The organism is Emticicia sp. GW821-FHT11C11, from assembly GCF_058808615.1.
The window spans coordinates 254,208-280,674 of sequence record NZ_JBXARV010000002.1 but is presented as its reverse complement, the minus strand read 5'-3'; the positions used below and the strand labels follow the sequence as shown (position 1 = coordinate 280,674).

Annotated in this window: 27 protein-coding genes and 1 tRNA gene; 13 read left to right on the top strand and 15 right to left on the bottom strand. The window is 42.1% G+C overall.

The features are described from left to right. Nucleotides 1-5: 5 nt before the first annotated feature. Complete coding sequence (locus AC1RRY_RS11110; RefSeq protein WP_492820851.1) at nt 6-851, bottom strand: sugar phosphate isomerase/epimerase family protein; 846 nt, start codon at nt 849-851, stop codon at nt 6-8. 153 nt (nt 852-1,004) lie between these two features. Here AC1RRY_RS11110 and AC1RRY_RS11105 point away from each other — a divergent pair, with 153 nt between their 5' ends. Continuing rightward, entirely contained in the window at nt 1,005-1,880 is an 876-nt protein-coding gene (locus AC1RRY_RS11105; protein WP_492820853.1) for an AraC family transcriptional regulator, read from the top strand. A 1-nt stretch (nt 1,881) separates the two neighbouring features. On the opposite strand, the gene AC1RRY_RS11100 is transcribed toward AC1RRY_RS11105, so the two are convergent. The 4 genes from AC1RRY_RS11100 to AC1RRY_RS11085 form a co-directional block, all read right to left on the bottom strand. Continuing rightward, the gene (locus AC1RRY_RS11100) at nt 1,882-2,670 is read right to left on the bottom strand and encodes an SDR family oxidoreductase (RefSeq protein ID WP_492820855.1); all 789 of its coding nucleotides are present in this window, start codon (nt 2,668-2,670) and stop codon (nt 1,882-1,884) included. A 72-nt stretch (nt 2,671-2,742) separates the two neighbouring features. Beyond that, the gene (locus tag AC1RRY_RS11095; protein ID WP_492820857.1) at nt 2,743-3,900 is read right to left on the bottom strand and encodes a S1 family peptidase; all 1,158 of its coding nucleotides are present in this window, start codon (nt 3,898-3,900) and stop codon (nt 2,743-2,745) included. Nucleotides 3,901-3,910: 10 nt separating this feature from the next. Continuing rightward, nucleotides 3,911-4,516: a YceI family protein gene (locus tag AC1RRY_RS11090; protein ID WP_492820859.1), complete on the bottom strand. Its 606-nt coding sequence runs from the start codon at nt 4,514-4,516 to the stop codon at nt 3,911-3,913. Nucleotides 4,517-4,569: 53 nt separating this feature from the next. After that, the gene (locus AC1RRY_RS11085) at nt 4,570-4,968 is read right to left on the bottom strand and encodes a hypothetical protein (RefSeq protein ID WP_492820861.1); all 399 of its coding nucleotides are present in this window, start codon (nt 4,966-4,968) and stop codon (nt 4,570-4,572) included. A 137-nt stretch (nt 4,969-5,105) separates the two neighbouring features. Here AC1RRY_RS11085 and AC1RRY_RS11080 point away from each other — a divergent pair, with 137 nt between their 5' ends. The 4 genes from AC1RRY_RS11080 (at nt 5,106) to gmk (ending at nt 7,983) form a co-directional block, all read left to right on the top strand. Continuing rightward, on the top strand, nt 5,106-5,981 hold the full coding sequence (locus AC1RRY_RS11080; RefSeq protein ID WP_492820863.1) for a winged helix-turn-helix domain-containing protein: 876 nt from the start codon (nt 5,106-5,108) through the stop codon (nt 5,979-5,981). A gap of 244 nt (nt 5,982-6,225) precedes the next feature. Next, complete coding sequence (locus tag AC1RRY_RS11075) at nt 6,226-6,837, top strand: sigma-70 family RNA polymerase sigma factor (RefSeq protein ID WP_101728108.1); 612 nt, start codon at nt 6,226-6,228, stop codon at nt 6,835-6,837. A 133-nt stretch (nt 6,838-6,970) separates the two neighbouring features. Beyond that, nucleotides 6,971-7,270: a hypothetical protein gene (locus AC1RRY_RS11070; RefSeq protein ID WP_492820865.1), complete on the top strand. Its 300-nt coding sequence runs from the start codon at nt 6,971-6,973 to the stop codon at nt 7,268-7,270. A gap of 110 nt (nt 7,271-7,380) precedes the next feature. Continuing rightward, on the top strand, nt 7,381-7,983 hold the full coding sequence (gmk, locus tag AC1RRY_RS11065) for a guanylate kinase (protein WP_492820867.1): 603 nt from the start codon (nt 7,381-7,383) through the stop codon (nt 7,981-7,983). Nucleotides 7,984-8,065: 82 nt separating this feature from the next. Here gmk and purH read toward each other — a convergent pair whose 3' ends face one another. The 4 genes from purH to AC1RRY_RS11045 form a co-directional block, all read right to left on the bottom strand. After that, nucleotides 8,066-9,586, bottom strand: a complete 1,521-nt coding sequence (purH, locus tag AC1RRY_RS11060; protein WP_492820869.1) for a bifunctional phosphoribosylaminoimidazolecarboxamide formyltransferase/IMP cyclohydrolase — start codon at nt 9,584-9,586, stop codon at nt 8,066-8,068. 256 nt (nt 9,587-9,842) lie between these two features. After that, nucleotides 9,843-10,394 carry a cob(I)yrinic acid a,c-diamide adenosyltransferase gene (locus AC1RRY_RS11055; protein ID WP_492820871.1) on the bottom strand — a complete coding sequence of 184 codons (552 nt, stop codon included), beginning with the start codon at nt 10,392-10,394 and terminating at the stop codon, nt 9,843-9,845. Further along, nucleotides 10,391-12,850, bottom strand: a complete 2,460-nt coding sequence (locus AC1RRY_RS11050) for a hypothetical protein (protein ID WP_492820873.1) — start codon at nt 12,848-12,850, stop codon at nt 10,391-10,393. The genes AC1RRY_RS11055 and AC1RRY_RS11050 overlap by 4 nt, the downstream gene beginning before the upstream one ends. Beyond that, entirely contained in the window at nt 12,804-13,826 is a 1,023-nt protein-coding gene (locus tag AC1RRY_RS11045; RefSeq protein ID WP_492820875.1) for a hypothetical protein, read from the bottom strand. The genes AC1RRY_RS11050 and AC1RRY_RS11045 overlap by 47 nt, the downstream gene beginning before the upstream one ends. 177 nt (nt 13,827-14,003) lie before the next feature. On the opposite strand from AC1RRY_RS11045, the gene AC1RRY_RS11040 reads away from it, so the two are divergent. The 7 genes from AC1RRY_RS11040 (at nt 14,004) to nusG (ending at nt 18,931) form a co-directional block, all read left to right on the top strand. Next, nucleotides 14,004-14,510, top strand: coding sequence for a hypothetical protein (locus AC1RRY_RS11040; protein WP_492820877.1), 507 nt, complete (start codon nt 14,004-14,006; stop codon nt 14,508-14,510). A 24-nt stretch (nt 14,511-14,534) separates the two neighbouring features. Further along, nucleotides 14,535-15,728 (top strand): S-adenosylmethionine:tRNA ribosyltransferase-isomerase, encoded by a 1,194-nt coding sequence (locus AC1RRY_RS11035; protein WP_492820879.1) that lies wholly within the window; start codon nt 14,535-14,537, stop codon nt 15,726-15,728. 65 nt (nt 15,729-15,793) lie between these two features. Next, nucleotides 15,794-16,486 (top strand): porin family protein, encoded by a 693-nt coding sequence (locus tag AC1RRY_RS11030; RefSeq protein ID WP_492820881.1) that lies wholly within the window; start codon nt 15,794-15,796, stop codon nt 16,484-16,486. Nucleotides 16,487-16,624: 138 nt separating this feature from the next. Further along, on the top strand, nt 16,625-17,944 hold the full coding sequence (gene tyrS, locus AC1RRY_RS11025; protein ID WP_492820883.1) for a tyrosine--tRNA ligase: 1,320 nt from the start codon (nt 16,625-16,627) through the stop codon (nt 17,942-17,944). Between the two features lie 132 nt (nt 17,945-18,076). Then, nucleotides 18,077-18,147: transfer RNA gene (locus AC1RRY_RS11020), tRNA-Trp, on the top strand. Between the two features lie 26 nt (nt 18,148-18,173). Next, complete coding sequence (secE, locus tag AC1RRY_RS11015; RefSeq protein WP_492820885.1) at nt 18,174-18,356, top strand: preprotein translocase subunit SecE; 183 nt, start codon at nt 18,174-18,176, stop codon at nt 18,354-18,356. A gap of 23 nt (nt 18,357-18,379) precedes the next feature. After that, entirely contained in the window at nt 18,380-18,931 is a 552-nt protein-coding gene (gene nusG / locus AC1RRY_RS11010) for a transcription termination/antitermination protein NusG (RefSeq protein WP_492820887.1), read from the top strand. Nucleotides 18,932-19,003: 72 nt separating this feature from the next. On the opposite strand, the gene AC1RRY_RS11005 is transcribed toward nusG, so the two are convergent. From AC1RRY_RS11005 to AC1RRY_RS10980, 6 genes are all read right to left on the bottom strand, one after another. Then, nucleotides 19,004-20,245 (bottom strand): RNA polymerase sigma factor, encoded by a 1,242-nt coding sequence (locus AC1RRY_RS11005; RefSeq protein WP_492820889.1) that lies wholly within the window; start codon nt 20,243-20,245, stop codon nt 19,004-19,006. Nucleotides 20,246-20,287: 42 nt separating this feature from the next. Further along, nucleotides 20,288-20,641, bottom strand: coding sequence for a YciI family protein (locus AC1RRY_RS11000; RefSeq protein ID WP_492820891.1), 354 nt, complete (start codon nt 20,639-20,641; stop codon nt 20,288-20,290). Between the two features lie 165 nt (nt 20,642-20,806). Next, nucleotides 20,807-21,532: a hypothetical protein gene (locus AC1RRY_RS10995; protein WP_492820893.1), complete on the bottom strand. Its 726-nt coding sequence runs from the start codon at nt 21,530-21,532 to the stop codon at nt 20,807-20,809. A 66-nt stretch (nt 21,533-21,598) separates the two neighbouring features. Continuing rightward, on the bottom strand, nt 21,599-22,522 hold the full coding sequence (locus tag AC1RRY_RS10990; protein WP_492820895.1) for an alpha/beta hydrolase fold domain-containing protein: 924 nt from the start codon (nt 22,520-22,522) through the stop codon (nt 21,599-21,601). A gap of 116 nt (nt 22,523-22,638) precedes the next feature. Continuing rightward, a complete protein-coding gene (locus AC1RRY_RS10985; RefSeq protein ID WP_492820897.1) occupies nt 22,639-23,808 on the bottom strand; it encodes a glutathionylspermidine synthase family protein in 1,170 nt (389 codons plus the stop codon). 23 nt (nt 23,809-23,831) lie between these two features. Continuing rightward, nucleotides 23,832-24,512 carry a Cj0371 family chemotaxis-regulating polar lipoprotein gene (locus AC1RRY_RS10980; RefSeq protein WP_492820899.1) on the bottom strand — a complete coding sequence of 227 codons (681 nt, stop codon included), beginning with the start codon at nt 24,510-24,512 and terminating at the stop codon, nt 23,832-23,834. Between the two features lie 191 nt (nt 24,513-24,703). Between AC1RRY_RS10980 and AC1RRY_RS10975 the strand changes: the two genes are divergently transcribed. After that, a complete protein-coding gene (locus AC1RRY_RS10975; RefSeq protein WP_492820901.1) occupies nt 24,704-26,464 on the top strand; it encodes an ABC transporter ATP-binding protein in 1,761 nt (586 codons plus the stop codon). Nucleotides 26,465-26,467: the final 3 nt, after the last annotated feature.

Here is a 26,467-nt window from a genome sequence, read left to right as displayed (position 1 = left end):
AAGCGTTAATAAGGAATACTCGGTGTTCCGGGATTTTCGGCAATACTATTTTTTAAAAAACTAAGACTATCTTTCATTAATTGTGTTTCGGAGTCGAACATTTTGCGCCAGATATTGGCCACAGCCAGTTTCTGACTGAAGGCTTCAACTGAAAGCCAGCCATCATATTTGATATCTTCTATTGCTTTAAAAACTTCTTCCCAGTTCACATTGCCTTTGCCTACGGTGCTGCGGTCGTTTTCTGATACCTGAATATGCACCAGATGTTTAGATAGTTTTCTGATGGCATCGCCCAGGTTTTTCTCTTCTATGTTGGCATGGAAGGTATCAAACATAATTTTACAGGCCGGGTGGTCTACGTCTTCTACCAGCTTGATTAGTTCATCTGTTGATGATACCAGATAGCTTTCAAACCGGTTCAAGTATTCAAGTCCCAGCGTAATGCCCAGATTATCGGCATACTCCGCAAGCTCCTGCAGGTTTTCAACTGCCCAGCGCCATTCCTGTTCGGTTGGTGGCTGCCCTGTAAATTGCCCCAAGGCAGAGTGGTATGGGCCGTTTAACAGATTAGCTCCCAATACTAAAGCACAGTCGACTGCCCTTTTGTTGCGTTCCAAAGTGGCTTTTCTCATAGCCGGATCAGGGCTTATCTGGTTAAAATCAGGGCCGCAGATGGTTACCGCAATTCTGTCCAATTCCAGTTCATCCAGTTTTGCACGCCAGGCATACCAATGGGTTGGGTCTGTATCAAAAATGGGTACTTCTACACCGTCAAATCCCAGTGCTTTTATTTCTTCCAATACCGGAAAAAGGCTCTCGTTAATTTCTGTTCCCCACAGAAGGAGATTCATCCCAAACTTCATGCTGATTTTTTATTTTTTCACATTACAAAACTATCTTAAAAAAGTACAAAATAATGAGCCTAATTTTACTAATGATGACTGTATTTTGACTTTATTTGTTTTTATTGCTAGATTTATGGTTAAAATTCAGACTTGTTCGATATGAAGCCTATCCTGAAAAAATCAGTTGAAAGTGCGGTTTATTCTTTTACTTTAAAAGATTTGATAGAGCCCCATTTTGACCCTAACTGGCATTTCCATCCGCATTATCAGTTGTTCACAGTGCTGGAAGGAAGCGGAACAAGATTTATAGGCGATAATATCAGCCATTTTGAAGCCGGTGATACGGTGTTTCTAGGGCCTAATATTCCGCACCTCTGGCAAAGCGACCGGGCTTATTTTGACCAAAACTCAGACCTGCAGACACATGGCATTGTTATTTATTTTACTGAGGATTTTCTGGGGAATGGGTTCTTTGAAAAAAGCGAGATGCATCCGCTAAAGCAATTGCTGGAAAAAGGGGAGCGAGGACTGGATATTTTTGGAGTTACCCGAGACTATATCAGGCATGAACTACAGAATCTGCATTTGAGTGAGGGCTTTGAGCGGGTGATGAAATTTCTCAGTATGCTTCATGAATTGTCTCAATCGACCGAATATGACTACATTGCCAGTTTCGGGTACGTAAATACCCACAAGGTTTCAGAAACCGAGCGCATGCAAAAAGTACATGAGTATGTAATGAAACACTTTAAGGAAGAAGTACGGTTGAGCGAGCTGGCCTCGTTGGTCAGTATGAGTGAGTCGGCTTTTTGCCGTTATTTCAAAAGTCGCACCAATAAGACTTTCTTTGATTTTATTTCCGAAATCCGCATCGGGCATGCCTGTAAGTTGCTGCATGAGGGCAACCTGAATATTACACAGGTAGCTTATGAAAGCGGCTATAATACTATTTCAAACTTTAACAGGCAGTTTAAAGAGATTACAGGTAAAACCCCGTTTTTATATCAAAAGGAATACATCAAAGGCATAAGATAAATTAATGACTGCTCAGCCTTCCACCATCAACGGGTATGCTTGTGCCGGTTACTGATGCCGCAGCCGGTGAGCATAAAAAGGCAATAACCGCCCCGGTTTCTTCCGGAGCAGTGAAGCGGCCAATTGGTATATCTTTCAGTTGCTCTTTTTCAACCTCTTCTATACTTTTATTGCTTGTTTTGGCACGGGTTTCGTTTATTTTTTCCAAGCGGGCGGTGGTGGTGTAGCCGGGCAAAACATTATTGACAGTAATGCCGAATTTGCCTAACTCATTGGCCATCGATTTCCCCCAGTTACCCATAGCAGCACGGATGGTGTTTGATACGCCTAATCCGACGATCGGCTCTTTCATACCCACAGAGGTAATATTAATAATACGGCCATACCCGGCGGTTTTCATAGCAGGTACTGTTGCTTGTGCCAATAGTTGAGCGGCAATGACATGCGCCTGAAAAGTCTCATTGAATTGAGTGATGTCGGCCTCAATAATAGCTCCCGAAGCTGGGCCGCCTGTATTGTTGATGAGAATATGCACCTCCGGGTATTTACTAAGGTGCCTGTCAAGTTTAGCTTTTATAAATCTGGTCTGTGAAAAATCAATTACCAGATAACGGTGTTTCTGGTTTTTCTTGCGTGGTAATTCCTTTACTACCTCTTTCAGTTTTTCTTCGTTGCGGGCTATGAGTGTAACATTGGCACCTAACAGCGCCAGCTCAACGGCAGTGGCTTTACCGATTCCTTGCGTACTACCGCATACCCATGCCGTTTTGCCTGTTAAATCAAGATTCATGCGTAAGTTTTTTGCTCAAAGGTAGCGGTTTACCTTATAATATAGAACTCGCGTCCACAACTATTCATTTCATCAATTGTCCTTTATTTCGTTCAACCTTTTTTCTAGTTCCCCTTTTACATCGGGGTCAACTTTATCTTTGCTTGATTCGAGCAAATCGATGGCTTTTTGTTTCTGGTTATTGGTAGCGTAGGACTTGGACAGGGCAATGATTATCAGATGATTATTGGGGTAAATGCTCAGCAGTCTTTCAAAGTAGAGAACTGATTCTTTTTTATCTTTAGTAACAGCTATTTTCTCTCCCGTGTTAATCAGCTTGTTATAGTTTAGATAGGTCAGTTCATATTCATCATAAGCTTTTTCGGTTTTAGTATAGCTTTCAAAATTGTCCATCGCTTTTTTTACGCCAATGGTTTGAATAAGTGAATCGAGGTAGCCGGAGATTTGCTTTTTGTTTACGTTAAGCGGCTTTACTCCCGACAATACCTTTTTTAAATATGCCGTTGAGTTGACGTACGTAATTCTTTCACCGGTTTTAGTATCAAGTACGCCATTTGAAAAAATGCCTATTAATTTGCCATTTTCATCCAGTATTGGCGAACCACTGGCTCCACCCAGAAAAGCAGCTTTAAGAGCCGGGTCGTTAAATTTTACAAAGAGTATATCACCTTGTTTCTTATTAATGTATCCGTCTGCTGTCAGTGTTTTATCAAAACGATACGGATTCCCTGTCAGATAAACTTTATCACCTACTTTCAAGGGCTCTTCTCTTAATCTGACGGGCTGAATATTGGGAGAAATATATCTGGTAGTAAACACTAGCCAGTCTCTTTGCAGCACGCCGTTATCAGGCCCGTCAAAGAGTTTTTCGGTGGGGTCTTCATTAATCAGCCTATCGATGATAACAGAATCTTCCGGATGATGTCTGGGATACATTTTCCAGGTTTTCAGGTGGTCATTGATATAGACTTTGTCAGAAGCTTTATTGCGTGCTACCCATATCACATGTTTGGCCGTAATTGCTAAGGTGTCTTTTCCGGTATCTAACAAAAAACCACTGGCCGCATACGTGATGGTGGGGTCTTCGTATTTATTCCCGTTTTTGTAGGTGACGTCGTTCACTAAGGCAATGGGCGGCCATTGTTCTTTAGGTTTTAGCAGCCAGGATTCTTTTGTCTGGCTAAACCCCCAAAACGGTAGTACGTACAGAAGTATAACTATTTTTTTCATGGTCTTTTTATTATTGAATCGCATTAAACACCAGACTCAATGAAAGTTTGATATCGTTAGAAATCATCTCATCTTTTACCTGCGACAAGAAATTGTAAGATTTATAGGTAATGCCCCATCGGGTTCTGTCAATGCTGAATTCCGCCTGTGCTTTTGCCTGATTTTTGTTTACCACGATTGTGGCAGGGAATGTAATGGTATTGGCAAAACCCTTCAATGTAAAGTTGCCTGCAATAGTATAGGCATTGGGTTTAAGACCGGGATTAATCCTGTTAATAACAAAAGCAGCCGTAGGATAGCGGAACACCGAGAAAAAGTCTTCTGAGTTCAGATGGTCTTCCAGTTCTTTGCTGCTTTTTTCGGGTTTAATGTCGGTATTATCAATGCTTTTCATGTTGACAATAAAGCTACCGCCTTTGAGTTTCCCGTCCGGCGAAAAGTCCAGACTTCCGGAATTCAATTGAATGGTGCCTTCATGGCCGCCGCCCAATACCTGCGTGCCTTTCCAGATTATCCGGCTTTCGCCGGGGGCAAGAATGAATTTAGTATCGGCAGGTTTTATCTGGCAAAAAGTAGTGAGTGGTAAAAGAAATAAAGAGGTATATAGCTTTTTCATATAATGTAACAGAAGAGCTGTTTCAGATTTACGCCGGTCTGAAACAGCCCGTTTTATTTTACCAGAATTTCGTTGTGTGGTAATGAGTACTGCTTATCCATCGTCAGCAATACAATCTGGTCTCCTTTTTTGCAATGTGACAATACCTTCTGCACATCAACTTTCATGAAGTCTTCTTTAGAAAAAAAACTGAGGGTCTGAGTCTCTTTTTCTTTAATAGCCACACGAAAAGGTATTTTATCAACAGCCTTACTTTCATTAGCTGATAGATTTACCGTGTTCACTGTCAGGTCTCCCGTAGCTTTGAGCGAAATCTCATTTTTGTAGCCTGTTTTAGTGTATTTGTCTACTACCATTTTATTGTCGAGAAAGGCCGCCGAGCAAATTTGCTGGCTAAATGCGCTGCCAGCCAGAACGCAACAAAGGAATGCGGTTGAAATGAGTTTTTTCATAATCGATTTTTTTGATTGAGTAATGGCTCAAATGTAGAAGACTGAAAACCGGCAGAAGTAAAATGAATGTAAAAAAGTGTAAATTGTATGTAATTCTGCTCAACTTGCACCATCTTTACAATACTTTTGTCAGATATATGAAACCGAAAATATACATTACCGGTCTGGCCGTTTTTGCGGCCATAGCACTGTCGGCAGGCACGCTGGCTGTCAATGACTCGCAGGAGTTTCTCGAAAAAAGAGCCATGCTGGTTGTACGAGAAATCGGCCACAGATTATTGCAGCATGCCGGAGATTCAACTTCGAAGATTCTGCCTGTAAAAAAGGTAGGTGACAGAACCTTCCAGCTTGAGTTTCAGAGCGAGTTTACGTTCGTACCTGATACGCTCGTGAAGATTGTGCATGACCGCCTCATCAATGCAAAATTGCCGCTTGATTACATGGTAAATGTATACAGTTGTCAGAAACCCGACGTTGTGTTCGGTTATGAAGTGCGCGCAAAAGACTCAGATGTAATACCTTGCCTAGGTAGAAAACAAACGACAGACTGCTATCAGATTCAGATCGAATTTACGAGTGATTACCAAAAGGCTTCGCCCATGAATCTGTGGTGGGCAGTAGGATTCATACTGACCGGTGGAACACTTTTTTCGTTATTCAACAGGAGGTTGTTCCAAACAAAAAAGAAAGAGGAATGCGTGATTGACAGCCCCTTTGTAGCTGTGGGTGGCTATGTGTTTTATCCGGAAAGAGCCTTGTTGAAGAAAGGGAAAGAAGAGGTGGAGTTGTCGGACAAAGAAGCCCGGCTGCTAAGTATTTTTGCGGCCAATCAGAATCAGGTAGTAGAAAGAGAAAGACTTTTAAAGGAAGTGTGGGAAGACGAAGGCGTGTTTGTAGTGGGCAGAAGCCTGGATGTGTTTGTGTCGAAACTGAGAAAAAAATTGCAGGGAGATGAGACCATCAGGATCACCAGTATTCATGGAAAAGGATATAAACTTGAGATATCGGCTTAGTGTAAATTCTATTTCAGTAGTATCATAAAGTATAGCTGGTATTGACTAAAAGAGGGAATATCACCGGATTTTCTCCATTCATACGCTGAATTCTTCCTTCGGCATAATTTTCGTTTTCTGATAATAATATTATTTTTTTCTTGCTAAAACTCTTAACTTTACCGAAATTATGGAGGACTGTACAATTGAGCTACTACAATACCTATAAATAGCTGTTTGTAGGTTTTTTAAAGCAAATAAGCTTATGGAAGAAGAAATAATAGAAATAGAAAGATATTCTGAAAAAGAAAAATATGCGGTCTTTGACAAGGAGTTTATGCCCCACATTGACTCCATGTATAACTTTGCCTTCAGACTTACGAACGATGAAGACGATGCCAACGACCTGGTGCAGGATACTTATCTGAAAGCATTCAGGTTTATCAATTCATTTGAACGTGGAACTAATGCAAAAGCGTGGTTGTTTAGAATACTGAAAAACAGTTTCATTAACGACTACCGCAAGAAAAGCAAGGAGCCGTCAAAGGTTGATTATCAGGACGTTGAAACGACGTACAATTCGGTAGAAGATGCCGAAATGGACGCAACAACTGACTTGCGGACGGAGACTGTGCAGGACATGATTGGTGATGAAGTAGCCAATGCGTTGAATAGCTTGCCGGTTGATTTTCGTACGGTGATTATCCTTTGTGACATTGAAGGATTTACCTACGAAGAAATGGCAAAGATTTTGGATATACCTATCGGAACGGTACGGTCGAGGTTACACAGAGCAAGAAATTTGTTGAAAGAAAAGCTGAAAAGTTACGCGTCATCAATGGGTTATAAGACCGATGAAATGGCAGAGCAGGATTAAGCTGGCGGTCTCTAATCAGACTATTATTTGAAAAATTACTATCGATAAATAGTGCAGAAGGCTAAATGCCTGAAGCAGTAAACAAAAAAATTAATATAGGGAGTAGATATGGAATCCCCTAAACATTATACTAATGAAAAATAGGTGTGAAAATCATCAGAAGTGCATGCAGATGATACAGGCTGTACTGGATGGATCGGCATCAGAAGCTGAGCTAGAACATTTTAAGCTGCATATGGACGATTGTATGCCCTGCATTGAGGGTTATAAATTGGAGAAGAGCATTAAAGAGGCGCTGCAATTAAAAATGGAAAAGAAATGCTGCCCACAGACAACTGTAGTGGATATAAGAGCGAAAATTGGGTTAGGATTATTGATTTTAATGTTTGTGTTTGCCGAAGTAAAACTGTATCATTTGTTGTTTAGTTGTTGATTTCACTATCTTTGCAAGATATTCAGCCATCAGGTTTTCAAGCCTGATGGCTTTTTTAATAATTTATTTCAGCTATCTGCCTTGTTTTGGCAAGGTACAAATCATTCTCAATGAAAGGTAAAGCCATTATATTTTGTGCTCCCTCGGGCTCGGGCAAAACAACTATTGTTAAGCATTTGCTTGATAAATACGCAAACCTTGGGTTTTCAATCTCTGCATGTACGCGTGACAAACGTGGCAGAAACGAAGAAAACGGCAAGGATTATTACTTTTTGAGCATTCACGATTTCACAGAAAGAATAGACAATGGTGAGTTTATTGAATGGGAAGAAGTATACCCGGGTGCTTACTACGGCACATTGAAATCGGAAATAGAAAGAATGTGGGCAGATGGCAAGAACGTGATTTTTGATGTGGATGTAAAGGGCGGTTTGAACCTGAAAAAATACTTTGGTGACGATGCACTGGCTATCTATGTAAAAGTACCGTCGATGGAAGAACTGGAGAAGCGTTTAAGAAACAGAGGAACCGATAGTGAGGATAGCATTTCGAGACGTCTCTATAAGATGAAATTTGAAATGGAGTTTCAGAATCAGTTTGATGTGATTTTACTGAATGACGACATCGAAACTTCGTGGGATAAGGCAGAACAACTCTATGAAAGCTTTGTGAGAGAAGAATTAAAAATAGAACACAAGCCTCTGGAAGTTTAGAAAATACCACTAATACTAAGCGTGCCACGCCTATACTCGTTGAAGTAAGGGCGTGGCACGCTTAATTTAAGTTTATTGCATATCAATGTAAGAAATGTCTTACACCGGTTAATACCATTGCTACTCCGTTTTTATTGCAGAAATCAATAGAGTCCTGATCACGGATGGAACCGCCCGGCTGAACTACAGCCGTAATACCCGCTTCATGGGCAATTTCAACGCAATCAGGGAATGGGAAAAATGCTTCAGAAGCCATAGCCGCTCCTGTCAAATCAAATCCGAAAGTTTTGGCTTTATCAATGGCTTGTTTTAAAGCGTCTACGCGTGAGGTCTGACCTACACCACAAGCCAGCAACTGGCCATCTTTAGCCAGCACCACATTGTTTGATTTCAGGTGCTTGCATATTTTCAGCGCAAACTCCAATGCTTTTATATCATTTTCAGTCGGCGCTTTTTCGGTAGCTACTTTAAAGTCTTTGCCGGTTTCAATGGAGTTGTCTTTGTCTTGTTCCAGTACCCCATTCAACAGCGTGCGGAATTGTTTCCTGCTCAACTCTACCGGTTTTCTGATCAGCAGGCGGCGGTCTTTTTTCTTTTTCAATATGGTCAGCGCATCTTCGTCAAACGACGGAGCAATCAGTATTTCAAAGAACAACTTATGCAGTTCTTCGGCCGTAGCCACATCAACAGGGGCATTAGTAATAATTACACCGCCAAAGGCAGAAACAGGGTCACAAGCCAGCGCATTTAAATAAGCTTCCTGCGCAGTAGGGGCCGATGCCACCCCACAGGCATTGTTATGTTTGATTATCACAAACGACGTCTCTTCAAACTCATCAATCAATCTTACACAAGCCTCCACATCCATTAAGTTATTGTAAGATAACTCCTTGCCATGAATCTGCTCAAACATCTTGTCAAGGTCACCATAAAAAGTAGCAGCCTGATGCGGGTTTTCACCGTATCTCAGTTCTTTTTTAGGCAATGCCGCAAAGTTTTGGATATTGGTGTAAACATCGTTGGCAAAGTAGGCATGAATAGCAGTGTCATATTGCGAACTCATGGCAAAACCCTCCATGGCGTAACGACGGCGGTCTTCTAAATCTGTTCCGCAGTCTTTAGCTTGCAGAATATTGAAGACATCGTCATATTGATTACGTGACGATACAATCAGCACGTCGTTAAAGTTTTTGGCAGCACCGCGTATCAGCGATATACCACCAATATCTATTTTCTCGATAATGTCTTCTTCGTCGGCACCGGAGGCTACTGTTTCCTGGAACGGGTATAAATCTACAATCACTAAGTCGATTGACGGAATTTCGAATTGCGCAGCAGTTGCTATGTCACCTTCGTTATCCCTGCGGTAGAGGATTCCACCGAAAACTTTGGGGTGAAGCGTTTTTACTCTTCCACCGAAAATAGACGGGTAACTGGTGAGATCTTCAACAGCAGTAACCGGAATACCCAGGTCTTCGATAAAGGTTTGGGTACCACCTGTTGAAAAAATCTGCACATTGTGTGCGTGTAGCAATTCTACTATTTTATCTAAGCCGTCTTTGTAATAAACCGAAATAAGAGCCGATTGTATTTTCTTAGCCATTTTGGAATGTTTTGCTATTTAATGTATGATAATCTATGGTTTGATGTCGCCATAGCTTATGGTTGTAAAAAAGAAAGTGCAAAATTAGTGCTTTTTTGGAATACGACAGCATTTTTGAGCAAACATTAAAAAATGCATGGTATAGGCTAGAAAGCGTGAGGTTTTCTGCCTTTGGTTATACGATATAGAAGTAGAGCGAAAAGACGATATCCCGAAAAAATACAAATTTTAATCAGGATGACCTCATGAAGTTTTACTACATTCTGGGTTTCCAGGTGATTTCTTCGCTGCCCAGCTCCTGAGTCATTTTGCGTGACAATACAAAGAGATAATCGGACAAGCGATTGAGGTACTTCACAACCATCGGGTTTACTTCTTCCTCTTCCGACAGACGAATTACCAGCCGCTCGGCTCTGCGACAAACGGTGCGGCCCAGATGTGCATAAGAAACCGACTGATGCCCGCCCGGCAAAACAAAGGCACGCAAGGGTGGGAGCCCGGCATCCATTTTGTCCATTTCGTTTTCCAGTAAGGAAATATCTCCTTCAAACAGACTTGGCACGGGTTTCTTTCTTACTTCTTCAGGTTCTGAAGCCAGGTCGGCGCCAATGGTGAAAAGTCTGTCCTGAATTTCCTTCAACAAATCACGCCGCGACTCATTGACGGGTTGATCCCGTATCAGTCCAATCCATGAGTTCAGTTCATCTACTGTGCCGTAAGATTCAATTTTTAAGGCCCCTTTACTTACTCTGCGCCCACCTACAAGTGCGGTGGTGCCTTTATCGCCTGTTTTGGTATATATTTTCATTTGCCTGTCAGAAAATCCTTATAAGTACTGCATTCATTAATTAATTCGCTTTCGTAATCTGTGTTTTTATATTTCGTTTTCAGCAGATTGAAATAAACCGCATATTTATCTGTTCTCAGATTGTTCAGGATGTTATTGATTTCGGCTTCTCTTTTGGTGCGTTCTGTATCTGGCAGTAGGTAAAGTCCATCATGAAGCGCATTATAAGCCAGCTCATACCGTATTTTCTGACAAGTGGCTGCCAGATAACAGGCTTTAGCCGCCGCTTCCTGATTCGGTGCTACATTCATGGCTTTATCGAAATAAGATAACGCCTTTGTTGAGGTATAATAATCATCCCGTTCGTTCTTTTGTTCGCCACCACTCCAGCTTCGTCGTTGCAGAATCCAGCTATTGCCGTAATACCCCATATTATAGCTGCCGCAGCCCAGTAGCAACCAGCTTTGATAATCGCCCGGGTTCTTATTGACTTTTTCCTGTAATTCTGCCATACGGAACGCAAAAGACAGTGGCGTCACTTTCTGCTTAGGGCTAGCATCTCCCTGTCCGTCCAGATGAAAAGGATTCACATCCAGATACGTTTTGAAGGGTTCATCTTGCCACACAGCCGGAGAAATATGTTTCCACGCTGCGGCTGCCTGGGCGTATTGGTGTTCTGCCAGTGCTCTTCTTCCCAGAATAGTATACAGATAATCATTATTCAGGCCTGTCAGCTTTATTAAACGTGTGTCAAAATCTGTAGCATTACGCTTGGCAAAATAATCAAGCGTGTGATTGATAGTGGTTGAAGACGTAGAGTCTTCAATAGCATACTGGTCTGCATTACTCATGAAATAGGCTGTTCCGGTTCGCTCTTCTGTTTCTCTGGAATAACCTAATTGAGACGAGGTGAGCAAAGAAATCAGAAAAGCCTTTGCTGTGCTTTCGGGAGATGTTTTTAACTGGGCATCTGTTTTTGATCCGAAACAACCGGCAAACCAACCCAAAGGTTTACTTTTTTTGGCTGAAGTACTATTTACGGCAGGCCTTGTTTCAACTCCTTCGGCAAACTCATCTGCAATCGGCTGGCCTTTGTATTTAGCTGCCAGAATTCTGCAGGCGGCATTGAAATTATTAGCAACACGGAAATTAGCTGAACCTGAAAACCTTTCCAGAAAGGGTATAATTCTGGTTTCCATTTCAGGAGTAACAGTTTCTGATTCGTTTACTATCATCAACATTTCCTGTAGGGCTATTTGATCTTGCACCCCTTTTATGCTTGTTGGTATTGCCTTTGCTTTTTGCAGTAATTCTCCGGTCTTTTGGTAGTCTTTAGTAATAAAAGTGAGATAAGCTGCCGCTGTGTACCAGAAAGGAGACTTGCTCAAAACCGAATTCTCGGCTGATTCAAGCGAGAATTTCAGCAGTTTATTAAAATAAGCCGGGGATTCTTTCTTAAGCGTTGTCTTCTTTAGCGAATCCAGACTCCAGTAAGAATACTTCATGGTCTCCCAGCTATTGAAGAAAAACTCTTCGTTTTTATTAATCTCACGCGCCATTACCAATTCAAGCAAAGGATTGTTGACATCCAGTTCGCGGATACGTTCCAACATAGGCAGTGCATCCTGAAACGGCAGCACGGCAGTGGCTGCATGAACATTGGCTTTCTCAGAATCGGTTTGGCAAAGCTTCAGCGCATCATCCTTTAGTTTCGGCAGATAGGTTCTCAGACTGATATAGGATTCTTTCCGGCGTGTAGGAGCATTCACAAAAAGCTGCGAAAAATGATAATAAGCCTGTGTTGAGTCTCCGGCATGCACATAAGCTCCGGCCATACGGGCACGTGCCCAGTCGCTGATAAAAGTTTTCTGTGCAAGCGGAGATACCAGTTCTTTATAAAACTCAATACTTTGCTGCGGTTTGCCTGCCATATCGGCCACTTTTACAGCCTGATACGCCAGCCGTTCTTTTATAAAAGCATCACTGCTTTGTGCGTATCTGGTTTTAATCAATGTCAGCCAGGAGTCATAGTCTGGTTTGGGTATAGCCTGATCTGAATTGTCGGCATCGGCTGCTGCAATGTTTTTTGCCAGTTCCAGATATTCTACTGCTTCTGCCTTACCTTTTTGTTTCAAAATGGTGGCAAGGCTTGTGGCATTTCTGCGTTCTTCTCCGGGATACAACTCATCAGTAATGATGCTTTCGTCAACACCTGAATAGGTCGACCACGCCTTTGTGTTTTCAACTTCAGCAACATCAACCTTCACTTCGTCACCCCAATAGGCATCGTCGTACAAAAACTGAGGTGTAAAATGATAGCTATGAAATTGAGCCTCATTCATGACGCTTTCAGGTAGGAAAAAACTTTTGAATTCGTCGTAATCGAAAGGCTGTGGCCCACAGGCCATCAGGAACAAAATGACAATCGATTTAGTCCGGTAACTCAAACGAAAGAAAGAGCTGGCTGAGCTGTTCATGGCTGTAGTATGATGTAATGTCTGAATCTAAATAATAGAATGCAAATGTAAGTTTTTGTGCCGGGATTTGCCTACTTACGGCCTTTGAACCTTTCAGTAGGTCTTCATATTTAACTTCTTCTACCCTGATCATGTCTCCCTTACGTAAAGAAATACCAAAAGCTTCGGCATCATGGGTTACATAATATTTGTTGTCTTCTTTTCTTAAGAACTTCTGCAGGTTTAGGGTGGCCTCATCCAGCTTATTAATAACGGTCATGAACCGGTTACTGCGATAAAATATGGCCCATCTGAATAAGGGGAAAACGGTATCGAGGGGTAGTGGGTATTTGTTTAGTGTGGCAGTATATTGAGAAGCAGCATCCAGATTATAGATAGAGTTCTGTATGTGGGGTTTCTTCCAGTCAGACATGTTGTAGAACATCAGCATACCTCTGTCAACAGGAGGAATGCCCGTTTTATGTGCAAATTTGATCTGGTGCAGCCTGATGGTTGCAGAGAGGGTTTTCTCCCGGCTGTATTGCCGGAATAACTCGAGTAACCGGAAATATTTCTGCCGGGTACTGATGGTCCAGTCGCAATCAAATTGAATTTCATCATAAGGCATACCGCGCCAGATTTTCAGTAATTGATTCTGAATGAAACCGGATAAGTTTTCAAGGCTATCCGGCGGTGTTTGTTTCAGTGTTTCGTTTGTAATGAAAATCACCGGCACCAACGAGAGCGTTTCAGGGGGGGATTCTTCAAAGCGTACAGGCGCTTTCAGTAGGGGCCGGGCACTTTTAGAATCCCAATCAACATCAAAGGCTTTGATATACAGTTTATTTATATGGCAGGTATCTAATATCTGTTTGTCGGCAGAGCTAAGTTTAAAAGAAGATTTCCAGTAGTAAAAGGCCCTGTCGAGGTCTTTGGGTGGTGTATCCGGCTTACAGGCCTGAACAAACAAAGCTATGAAAAGCAGATAAAATCGCATGAATGCCCCCGGTCAGAAAAGTTTACCAAATATATAACAGTACTGAATGAAAAAAGTTTTTTTGAGAAAAATCTAATTCTCTGACGTACCTTTGCCTCAAAAATCAGTCGTGCTACGCGATGCATTTGTTTTGAAAGTGATTTACAGAGTAGCCTGTAAACCGAAAACTACCCTCTGATGTCAATATCGAATATATTTTTCAACTTATGGCGTAAAGTATCTATGCCATTCTTAGCTATTACATTGGTTATCTGCTATTTTACCTTGCCTGACGACGTGGCCGTTCATCATACTTCTTCCGGAAGACCTGATGATTTTATCAGCAAGCAGGATTTCTTTTATGTCGCGTTTGGTATCATTATCGTATTCAATTTTTTATTGGGTCTGCTGAAAGCACAGGTGCAGAAACTGAATTTTGCCCGGCTTGCGCCTGCGAGCGCATGGGCCAGGGATTCTGATTCACTGAAAAGATTACTGAATACCTGGTTTGATGTTTTCATTGCTATTGTGAACACTTATATGGTGTTTTTTATGATAGCCGTGAGCCGTGTTAATCGCGCTGAAGACCAGAAAATGGATATTAATTATGATTGGTTTGTGCTGGCAGGTGCGGTAATTCTGCTTTTGGTAATTTTTTATCTTCCTGTTAAATTACTTTATTCTAATCCAAAGACGAACGAATAAGTTTATCGGATAGGTTCAGAGCGTATGATAAATCTGGATTTAGAAAAATACACGTATCATCTGCCCGATGAGCGGATTGCCCGATTTCCGGTTGAACCCCGGGATGTGTCTAAGTTATTAGTCTACAAGCAGTCTGCGATCGGCGAAGACCGGTTCTATAACCTGACGGGACATTTGCCACAGGAAGCTTTTCTGGTTTTTAATAATACAAAGGTGATTCCCGCCCGGTTGTTTTTTCAGAAGGCAAGCGGTGCTTTGATCGAAATATTTCTGCTCAATCCGGTAGCGCCTTCTGTGGTTATATCGCAGGTGATGGAAACCAGACAAACCTGTACCTGGGCCTGCATGATTGGCAATAAGAAAAGGCTCAAAGGCACATTGGTGGGTAAATACAGCATTCATACTACAGATGATCTGGAGTTAACGGCTGAATTGATTGACAATGAAAAGAACCACATACAATTCACCTGGAATAATTCTGAGTTGACATTCGCCGAGATTGTGAAGTACTTCGGACAAATTCCGTTGCCACCTTATCTGAACCGGCAGACGGAAGAGAAAGATTACGACACCTATCAGACGGTTTATTCTAAAAACGACGGTGCGGTGGCTGCGCCAACAGCCGGACTGCATTTTACCGAAAAAATACTGTTTGATTTAGTAACCAATGATATTGAATACGACTTCATTACTCTGCATGTAGGAGCCGGGACATTCCAACCGATAAAGGTGAAGAATGTAGTTGAACACCAGATGCATTCAGAACAGATTGTTTTCGATAAAGCCTTTATTGAGAATCTGCTGAGACAGCAGGGCTGTGTGATTCCGGTTGGAACAACCTCCATGCGGTCGCTGGAAAGTTTGTACTGGTATGGCGTAAAACTGACACAGGGAGAAGAGACTTTTTTTATAGAGAAACTGTTTCCGTATCAGTGGCAGGAAGGCGTAAGTGTTGAGGCTTCGTTGCGGGCGGTTCTTGCCTACATGGAGTCGGAAGGCATAACCCAACTGATTGGAGAAACCGAGATTTTCATCTTTCCCGGTTATAAATTCAGAATCTGTAAAGGTATTATCACTAATTTTCATCAGCCCGATTCCACCTTAATTTTGCTTGTAGCGGCACTGGTGGGGGATAATTGGCGAAAAATTTATGATTTTGCTCTTGAAAATAACTTTCGTTTTCTGAGTTATGGTGATTCTTCGCTATTGATTCCGTAATTTTGCCAGTCGAAATTCGTTATGGTTAAAAACCACTATTCTAAAATATCTTTTTATAATCGCTGATGAAACAATTATTCCAGTCAAAAAATACTTTTTTCGGGGTTTTAACAACTCTGCTTCTTTTTGTTAGTTTGCTGTCGTCAGCGCAAATAAGGCCACTCAGTCAATATGGTTTTAAAATTGGAGCAGGTATTTCGAAGACCGCCATTATAGACAACCCAAGCAATATTATCCCGAAATACAGAAATGATTACAACGCGGGTTTGTTCTATCGTGTCAATTTGAAAAAGTTCAGCATTCAGCCTGAATTATACTATCAGGTAAGGGGTGGCAGCTTTAAGGCGTCTACCAACTTTGCCGAAACAGGTAATACTATTTTGCGTAACCAGTACCGTTACGTGAGTGTGCCTCTTTTGTTCGGGTATGAAGTGGCCAGAAATATATCGATAGTGGCCGGCCCTGAATACGGCTATGCGTTGAATGCTGGCGCCAGCCGCGGGCCTTACAACCAGCACGACCTGAATGTGGTGGGAGGTGTAAGAATTGACATGCTTGATATAGCCCATCTGTTCAGCATCAATATCCGTTATGTACACGGTTTGTCGAATACTACGAACAAAACGTATACGCCGACAGGAAAAGCGCCGATTCCGCTCGACTTCCAGAACAGAACGCTGCAGATATCGGCCACCTACAATTTCAGTGATTATTTTAACTGGTGGAGAAAACACGGCGATCGCAAAAAAAAGAAATAAATATTAGTAACGATGTTTTGTTAAATCGTTTGTAAGTTTGCAAGAGATTAGTGCCACGCCCCCAAAGCGTGGCACACTTATTAAATATACATTCCATTTTTCCTGTAAGATGCAGGCGTGCCGACGAATCGGCTGAGTATGAATTTTATTGAAGAATTACGCTGGCGTGGTATGTTACAAGATGCCATGCCGGGTACAGAAGAGCAACTGAACAAAGAAATGACCGCCGGATACATCGGGTTTGACCCGACGGCCAAGTCGTTGCATATCGGTAATCTGGCCACTGTCATGTTGTTGAAACATTTTCAGTTGGCAGGCCATAAACCTTATGCGTTGGTTGGCGGAGCAACCGGTATGGTGGGCGACCCCTCAGGTAAGTCGGCTGAGCGTCAGTTTCTGTCAGAAGAAACTTTGAAAGAAAATCAGGATGCTATTAAGGCGCAGTTATCGAAGTTCCTTGATTTCGATTGTGGTAATAATTCGGCCGAGATAGTAAATAATTACGACTGGTTTAAGGAAATAGGCTTTTTGCAGTTTCTGCGCGAAGTAGGCAAATATCTGACTGTTAATTACATGATGTCGAAAGACTCCGTGAAGAACCGTTTGCAAACAGGTATTTCGTTCACCGAGTTTTCGTACCAGTTGCTACAAGGGTATGATTACTATTGGTTGTATAAAAATAAGGGAGTTCGTATTCAGATGGGTGGCTCTGATCAGTGGGGAAACATCACTACCGGTACGGAGCTAATCAGAAGGAAAGAATCGGCCATAACAGGCGAGGATAACAGCGAAGAAGGGCTGGTTTATCAGGCTTTTGCATTGACTACACCGCTAGTTACCAAAGCTGACGGAACGAAATTCGGTAAGTCGGAAGGTGGTAATGTGTGGCTGGATGCAAGCATGACCTCTCCCTATGCTTTTTACCAGTTCTGGCTTAATCAGCAGGATGCCGACGTGACACGTTTGCTGAGAGTATTTACTTTATACTCAAAAGTTGAAATTGAAGAAATTGAAAACCAGCATGCCGAAGCACCTCATTTAAGAATTGCACAGAAAGCATTGGGTAAAGATGTAACGATACGTGTACATGGTGAAGAACAATACGAACTGGCGGTGAAGGCATCAGAAGTATTGTTTGGTAAAGCTACATTGGAAACCTTGCAAAGCCTGGATGAAAACACCTTTACGAGCGTTTTTGAAGGAGTACCCCAAACGGAAATCAGCAGAGAAGAGTGGGAGAGTTGCACCAATGTGCTGGACTTAATATCGGTAGTTACCCGTAATGAGGTGTATGCCTCTAAAGGTGAAGCCCGTAGAGCCATTCAGGGCAATGGAGTGAGTATCAACAAAGAGAAGATTACGGACGAAAAACTGGCTTTGTCTGCACTGCAATTGCTGCAGGGTAAATACCTGTTGATAGGCAAAGGTAAGAAAAACCATATTGTGAAAATCGGGTAGGATTTACCTTCGATTTTCGGGATAACGAATAAAAATATTACCAAAGAATATTAGTTTATTTTATTGTCAGATTTGTGAAGAATGAAAAAACTATCTATCTTTGCAACCCCAAAGGATATTTTGGTAGTATACACGGGCATAGTATAAGGGTAGTACGAGGGTCTCCAAAACCTTTGGTCTGGGTTCGAATCCTGGTGCCCGTGCAAGTATAAAAGAACATAAAAATTTTATGGTAGAATTTTTTAAGAACTCTTGGGAAGAAGTAACCAAAGAAGTAACCTGGCCAAAGTGGACCGAACTACAATCGAGTGCAACGCTTGTATTGGTAGCGTCTATTATTTTTGCTTTGGTAGTGGGTGTTATTGATTTTTTGATTGAAAACGGTCTCCGTTTATTTTACCAATCAGTCTAAAACCTTAAATTTTTGCTAGCGATATGAGCGAAATCAATTGGTATGTTGTAAGAGCAGTTTCGGGGCAGGAGAAAAAGATAAAATCCTACATCGAGAATGAAGCCATTCGTCGCAAATTAAGTGATTTGGTTCCTACAATTTTAATCCCGTCAGAAAAAATAACTGAGGTACGTAACGGTAAAAAACGTGTACGTGAGAAAAGCTTTTTTCCGGGCTATATTCTGGTGAATGCCGACCTGAACAACGGTGAGGTATTGCACATGATTAAGAGTATGCCGGGTGTTATCGGTTTTCTTGGCCGCAACAACGGTACTTCTATGACTCCGGAGCCTCTCCGTCAGTCAGAAATCAATCGTATTCTGGGTGTACAGGAAGAAGTAATCGGCGAGGTGATTTCACCGACATTGACCTTTACCAAAGGCGAAAATGTGAAAGTTATCGACGGACCTTTCAGTGGTTTCGACGGTACTGTGGAAGAAATCAACGAAGACAAGAAGAAACTAAGTGTGAGCGTGAAGATTTTCGGCCGCAGCACACCTGTAGAATTAGGATACGTACAAGTAGAAAAGATGTAATACAAGATATTATTCGATTGAAGACCCTTTTGCAAGCGCAGGAGGGTCTTTCGTTTTATAGTATAATCAAATCTAATTGGGCCCCTTCTTTAAGATATCAATCTGCTTTTGAAGCACCTGTTTATCAGCTTGTGTTCTGGCCAGTTGGCAGGCTCTTTCAAAATGATTTCTTGCTTTTGAAGTATCGATGTCTTTATATAACTCGCCCAGCAGTGCAAAGTAGTATTGGTTGTCGGGCAGATTCAATTTTTCGGCTTCGGTAATGGCTTTTGCTTTTCCGTAAACTTTTGAAAAAGCAAAGGTTCGGTTCAATGCTGCTATGGGGGAATACTCGAGTACCAGTAACTGGTTATAAAGCCTTAGTATATTCTCCCACTTTTCCGGAGTATCGGCCTTGATGGTGTGCCAATAGGCAATACCTGCTTCCAGATGATATCTGGATAACCGGTCTCCCTGCGATGCGCCATGCAGGTAATAAGCACCTTTCTCGATCAGGTCTTTGTTCCAGAGATTTTCATTCTGATCCTGATACAAGACAATCTCCCCATTGGCATTTTTTCGTGCCTCAAACCGCGAAGCATGAAAGCACATTAACGACAATAATGCGCTTACTTCCGGCTTATTGGTCATCTTATTGTCAAGAAGCAGATAAGTGAGCCGCATGGCTTCCAGACACAGGTCATTACGGAGTATGGAGTCCTGACTTTCGGAGTAATAGCCTTCGTTAAAAAGCAGGTAAAGTGTGCGTAAAACGGCTTCCAGGCGTTTGGATATTTCTGCCTCAGAAGGAAACGCAATGCTTACTTTTTCGATTCGTAATTTCTCTTTGGCTCTGAACAACCGCTTGTTGATAGTTTCTTTGTTGGTCAGAAATGCCGTGGCAATTTCGTCTATGCCAAAACCGCAAAGGATACGAAGCGCAAGACCTATCTGAGATTCAACCGCGATAGTCGGATGGCAGATAGCAAAGAGCATCTGCAGCTGGCTGTCGCTGATGTTTTTATCTGATAAGTCAATTTCTATTTCAGTGGCTTCCGGTGTTTCAGATGAAACCTGTGCGGTTACTTTATCATTGAATATCTGATTACGGACGATGTAGTTCTTTGCCTTGTTTTTGGCAACTGCATACAACCAGGCCGTCGGATTCGGAGGAATACCCTTATAAGGCCAGGTTTCAAAAGCGAGCAGGAAGGTATCACCGGCGATGTCTTCGGCGGTTTCAATGTGCTCAATACCCATCAGTTTGGATAACACAGCCGTTATCTTCCGGAATTCGGTTCTGAACAAATGGGGTATGAGCTCCTGCTGTTGCATGGTTAAAAGATACCCCCACCGTCAGTGGGGGCAGACTAAGCTTTAATGAACACCATCTCCTTTAGCAATTTTTCTCACCTCAATCGTATTGCCTTCTCCTTGCAAGATAGGTGAGCCTTTGGCAAATGCTACGGCTTCATCAATTGATTCGGCCTTTACGATGATGTATCCACCGAGAGTTTCTTTGATGTCGCCAAACGGGCCGTTGGTTACTACATTGTTGTAATGCACTACTTTGGCGTGGTCATGCGGCAGGCCATTGCCACCTACAAACTTGTTCTGAGCGGCAATGCCGCCAATCCAGTCCATAGTCTGTTTCATCCAGATTTGCATTTGTTCTGGTGAGGCCACTTTGCTGCCATCTTCGTGTCTGAAAATCAAAAGGTATTCGTCCATATTTTTCAAGCGTTTACTGATTGTTAAATGTTATTTATAACATAACAAATGGGTTGGAGCGGATTGGACATAGAGTGTCAATTTATTCAGAAAGTATTCAGGCTTATTGTTTTTTCTGTAAAAGTTTAAAGGAGCTAATGCATATTGAAACCAATATCTAAAGACTTATTTATTGGCTTTCACGATCCTTACTTTAGAGGCATTCTGTTCACTGAGCGTGATATACTTCAAATTAATGGTTGCGAGTCTTAATTCTGTTTGCACACGAGCCAGGCAGGTCAGGGCACTTGAAGAGTTTATCCGTGCATCAATTTTGTTGAAAAAACTGCTGTGGTCAAGCACAAAATTACAGGCCTTGTTGGTTGTGAGCGTGAGGTTCTCAATTTCGCAGCCTATAAAACGAATATAACTGCTTCGGTTGTGTACTATCAGAGAATTAGTAACAAAGTTCGAAAAGAATGTCTGTGTAACCTCACCCCAGTAAGACTGTATATCAGGTGTATGCAGATAAATCTGACGCTCGATAGGGTTGCCTTCTGACGATCTGGGCGTTTTCAGGGTATGAATAATGAGCGTATCTCCTTTATAATTCATTTCCACATATTTCATAAATGTTCTGTGCATTTCGATGAATGATTTCCGGTCAGCCTCAATGTACACCTTTACAGGGCCGAGGTCGCAATTCACTACCACATGCTTAAATGGCTTAAGCGGTACTTTTTTATAAGTGGTCTGTGGAGCAAGCGAATCATATTCGGCAATCCCCTCAATTTCCTTCGGAACTTCCGGTAATCTGAGATAATACCAGATACTACCTGCAGCAAGCACTAAAACAACAATACCAAGAAACCACTTATTTCTGCTTACCATTTTAGTTTTGTGTTCTTCCAAACAAAGAAAAAGTTTTTTTGATTAATATAGCTAATAAGTATCGGTTGAACGAATTGCCGGAACGGATTAGTATTTGAGTTCAGTTTTCAGAAACGCTATAATCTTGTCTTTTGTATAGGGTTCGTCGAACATTTCACCGTAATGTGGGGCATTTTTAACAATAATCAACTCGTTTTTTACGTGCGCCAGTGTCAGCCAGGAGCTGAGTAACTTTGATTGGTTCTGCGGAACAGAGGCATCTTTTTCGCCATGAATAATCAGAAACGGCGGGTCATTTTTATCAACATAAGTAGCCGGGCTGGCTATACGTGCTAAATCCGGCCTGTCGATAGGTGAGGCGCCTAATAAAATGCTGACCGGATCTATGGCACCGTTGGCTTGTTCCGGTTTTGTCATGGCCAGGAAATCTGCCGGTCCGTAAAAATCTACCACGGCAGCTACTTTAAATGATTTCTTAGTACCAGCGGCAACAAACGAAGATATCTGATTATTATGCGATAAGGCCAGCAACGAAGCCAGATGCCCACCTGCCGAAAAACCCATCAGCGCAATTTTATTTTTATCATACCCATATTTACCCGCATTTTGGTAAAGAAATTCAAGTGCCTGATTACAGTCTTGTATCTGTGCCGGAAAAACAGCCTGTGTACTGTGCCGGTAATCAATTGAAGCAAGTGCAAAGCCATTGTTGAGTATGGCAGCAATTGTCTTTTTCATGTAGCTCATGTCGGCATATTTGTCGTTCTGCATCCATCCTCCGCCATGTACCCACACTACCAGTGGCATGCCGGGTTTGGCATTGGCCGGAATGTATACATCTAATAAATGCTTCTGCAGCGTGTCTTTGGCATAGGGAACATTACCGAACAGCCTGGTATCGGTAGGGAAGAAAGAAATTACCCGATTGGCCGGTTGCCCGAAAGTATATAAAGAGACAAACAAGAATAAGAATGAAGCAGTGAGGTTTTTGCCGGGTGAAAGAAGTTTCATAGTGTATAAGTAAATTCAGAGTATAAATATAGGTAAAATGCCAAAAAAATGCGCTTCTTCTCCCTCTTTATTGTTTAAAGGAGAAGAAGAGCCCAATCAGGAATCTTTATAAGAAATTACTCGATAATATGTCCGCAAAACTGGGCGGTGTTGTCTATGATTTTCCCGCCTTTACGGTAGCCCAGGCCACAGGCTTCACCTGCAAAGAATACGCCTGCCTGATAGTAGTTCCCTGCATCATCTTTCAGAAATTCTGTGTATTCCTGAAAGACCGTATTCTGTTCAAAGTATTCACCGTCTTTATGTGCCAGCGAGTCGCCGTCGGCAGCTATAATCCTTACATTCGCTCCCTCACGCCCGAATAAAACCTTTTCAACGCTGGCTTTGCCTTCAATAGCTTTAGACGCAGTCTGGAGCAGTAAAGGGTGGTCAGGGTACAACTCCCATAAAACTTTTAGAATACCTTTCGACTGAAACAATAATGTATAGGCCGGATTCAGGATAACCGCCTTCCGGTTGATCACTATTTCGGTCAGTATATCGGTCAGTTCGGGTTCATCCCAGCCGATGTATTCCCAGGGAACAAGTTTAAACCAGTAGTCATACTTCGTAAAACTACCGTCTTCCGGATTCTGTTTGTAAATGCCCTCAATGGCCGAAAACTCTACCCCATCTATGTATTCAAACGCTACTTCAAAACCGGCTTCTTTGGCTGCTTCGCCCAATACCTGCATATTGGTGTCGTCTTCCGGATAGCCTTTCATGGTTGAAATAAGCAGTGTAGGCTCAAAGCCCGGGTTTTCTATCTGCAACTGCCGGAAATTCTCTACCAGATTTTCATATAAAGTATTGAACTGACTGCTTTCATCAAGGCTATTTGCTTTGAGAGAGGCCCATTGTACAATGGCCGTTTCCGGAATACAGGTGGCCGTATCTGCATTGAATTCAATCAATTTAATGGGTTGGCCATCCAGTCCTCCGCTCAGGTCGAACCGCCCGTAAAGGTGCCAATGTTTATCGGCATCCCACGAATATTTAACTAATCGATGCAGGTTTTCAGGTATACCTAATTCATCCAGACGGTTATTATCAATTACGTGCTGGGCGGCTTCAATGTATAATTCATAGAGATCATTGGTCGCCTTATAGTATGCTTCAGCTTCCTGTTCGGTTACTACCACAGTATCGTCAGTAATGTAGGGCAATGTATCTTCACCTAACATCCAGTCCCAACCCGCATTGCGAAGCGAGGTTTGAGGAGGTGTCAGTAATTTTTTAAGTTTCATGTGTCAGATTTAAATAATTGAGCTTATGAGTGATGGCTGCTATGGCGTGAACTATGAAAGAATCCGGTTCTTCCACCAGCCGGTCTTGCCATAGTAGTACGTGAGTGATTGATGGTCTGATGAATCTGGCTTGATTTCTGAAACGCGGCCGTAGTAGCATAGTACCGCATCAGATGCCCGCCGAAATACCCATGCCTGCGACGAGAAGAACTGTCTCTTCCTGACCTTGAGCTATGCGCAACTCCATTAGATGTGTTTACATCAGGTCTGTATTGAACGTAGTTCGGGCTCATGGTCTTAGCCAGCAGATAACCCATTCCACCATACAGCAGCGCGTTGGAAAGATTATTACTTTGACCTATGTGATTAGGATTTGTATGCACTTCATTATCAATCAGAGCTTTTACAGCTCTCGGTGAAAGCGTTTCTTTCCTGCCATCCAGATAGGTAACAATGGCTTTAGAGCTGTCAACGAGTACTTCTACCTCGTCAGTAATTTTAAATTCACCCGCAGATGTCTCAGTAATATAGGTCTTCACACCTTTGGTATACACCTCTACCTGCTCATATTCATAGTCACTTTCAGAATCATTATTACAACTCTGAATCGTAAAACTACTACCTAATACAGCGAGCGCAAGAGTACTGCTGATGGTAATATCCTTTACTTTTCTGATAAAAGCATGGGTACTGATGGGTGTCATATTTCGGTTTAGTTTTGTACAGCAAAGGTTTCTGAAAAATCGGGATAAACCAAGCAGGTTTGTAAGAACGGTTATTTCTACGAAAAAAATGGGTGAAAATTGATTTAGTGAGACCTCAAATGCTTGGAATTATTTACGGAATCAGTTTGTTGATTGCTATATAACCTACGACATATCCAAAGAAACATCTGATGAAACTTCTTTTACATTATTTAAGCCGCTACTGTTGGCAGGTTGTGATGGCGTTGGCTTTAGCGGCCATTAACCAGACATTCTCACTGCTCGACCCCTATATTTTCGGAAAACTCATTGATAAGTACGCCAACCGGGCTAAAGATTTTACCGAGCCTGAGTTTATGAAAGGAGTACTATGGATGCTATTGGCGATAGTAGGTGTGGCAATGGTGAGCCGCATTGCCAAAACATTGCAGGACTATGTGGTGAATATGATTATTCAGAAACTGGGTGCTAATGTATTTACTGATGGGTTGAGACACACCTTAAAGCTACCTTATCAGCAATTTGAAGACCAGCGAAGCGGTGAAACCTTATCAATACTACAGAAAGTACGTACAGATTCCGAAAAATTTATTACGTCATTTATCAATGTGGCTTTTACCTCATTGGTAGGTATTGTCTTCCTGACAGTCTATTCATTAAGTGTCAATTCATGGTTGATCGCTATTTATTTTATAGGTGCGTTTGCATTGGCGGCTCTTACAAGGGTGCTGAGCAGAAAAATTAAGGAGATTCAAGGAGTTATTGTGAAAGAAACCACCGCACTGGCAGGTACTACTACTGAATCGCTCAGGAACATTGAGTTAATTAAAAGCTTAGGGCTAACGGCACAGGAAATTAAACGATTGAACCAGAATACATTCAAGATTTTACAACTGGAACTGAAAAAGGTAAGAGGTGTGCGTAGTATCAGTTTTATACAGGGTACGTTCGTTAACTTTCTGCGCCAGTGTATTCTGTTTATTCTGTTGTTTCTGATTTTCAGAGAGCAGATGACGGTAGGACAATTGCTGAGCTTACAGTTCTATTCGTTTTTTGTGTTCGGGCCAATGCAGGAAATCGGTAACGTGATTATTGCGTACCGGGAAGCGGAAGCATCATTGAACAATTTTGATAAATTGCTGAAAAAGCCTATTGAAGTAACACCAGAATTCCCTACGCATTTGGGAACCATGAGACACCTGCAGTTTGACAATGTCAGTTTTAAACACCTTACTGCTCATACGAATGCATTAGATCAGGTAACTTTTGAGGTAAACGAAGGCCAGACAGTTGCCTTTGTGGGACCGTCAGGTTCGGGTAAAACTACCTTAGTAAAACTGCTGGTTGGTTTATATAATCCGTCAAGTGGGGTGATTCATTACAATAAACTGGCGTCTGACAGAATCAATATCGAAGAGCTTCGGTCACAGATTGGTTTTGTAACGCAGGATACCCAATTGTTTTCAGGAACAATTAAAGAAAACCTGCTTTTTGCCCATCCGAATGCCACTGATGAGGAGATTATGGAGGTGCTGAACAAAGCCGCTTGCCAGACATTGCTGACGCGTGCAGACAATGGTATTGATACGGTAATAGGAGAGGGAGGGATTAAAATTTCCGGTGGAGAGAAGCAGCGACTTTCAATTGCGAGAGCACTATTGAGAAATCCTAAGATTTTTGTTTTTGATGAGGCTACATCTGCATTAGATTCATTGACCGAAGAGGAAATTACCAATACTGTAAAGAATGTGACAGCACAAGGCGATTATATTACGGTAATGATTGCCCACCGGCTAAGCACAGTAATGCATGCCGACAAAATATTTGTATTGGAACAAGGCCGGATTATTGAAGTAGGCAAGCATGAAGAACTGCTGGCCGAAAAAGGTTTATACTACGCCATGTGGAGACAACAGATAGGGGAGCGGAAGAATACATTGGCGGTGGCGTAACAT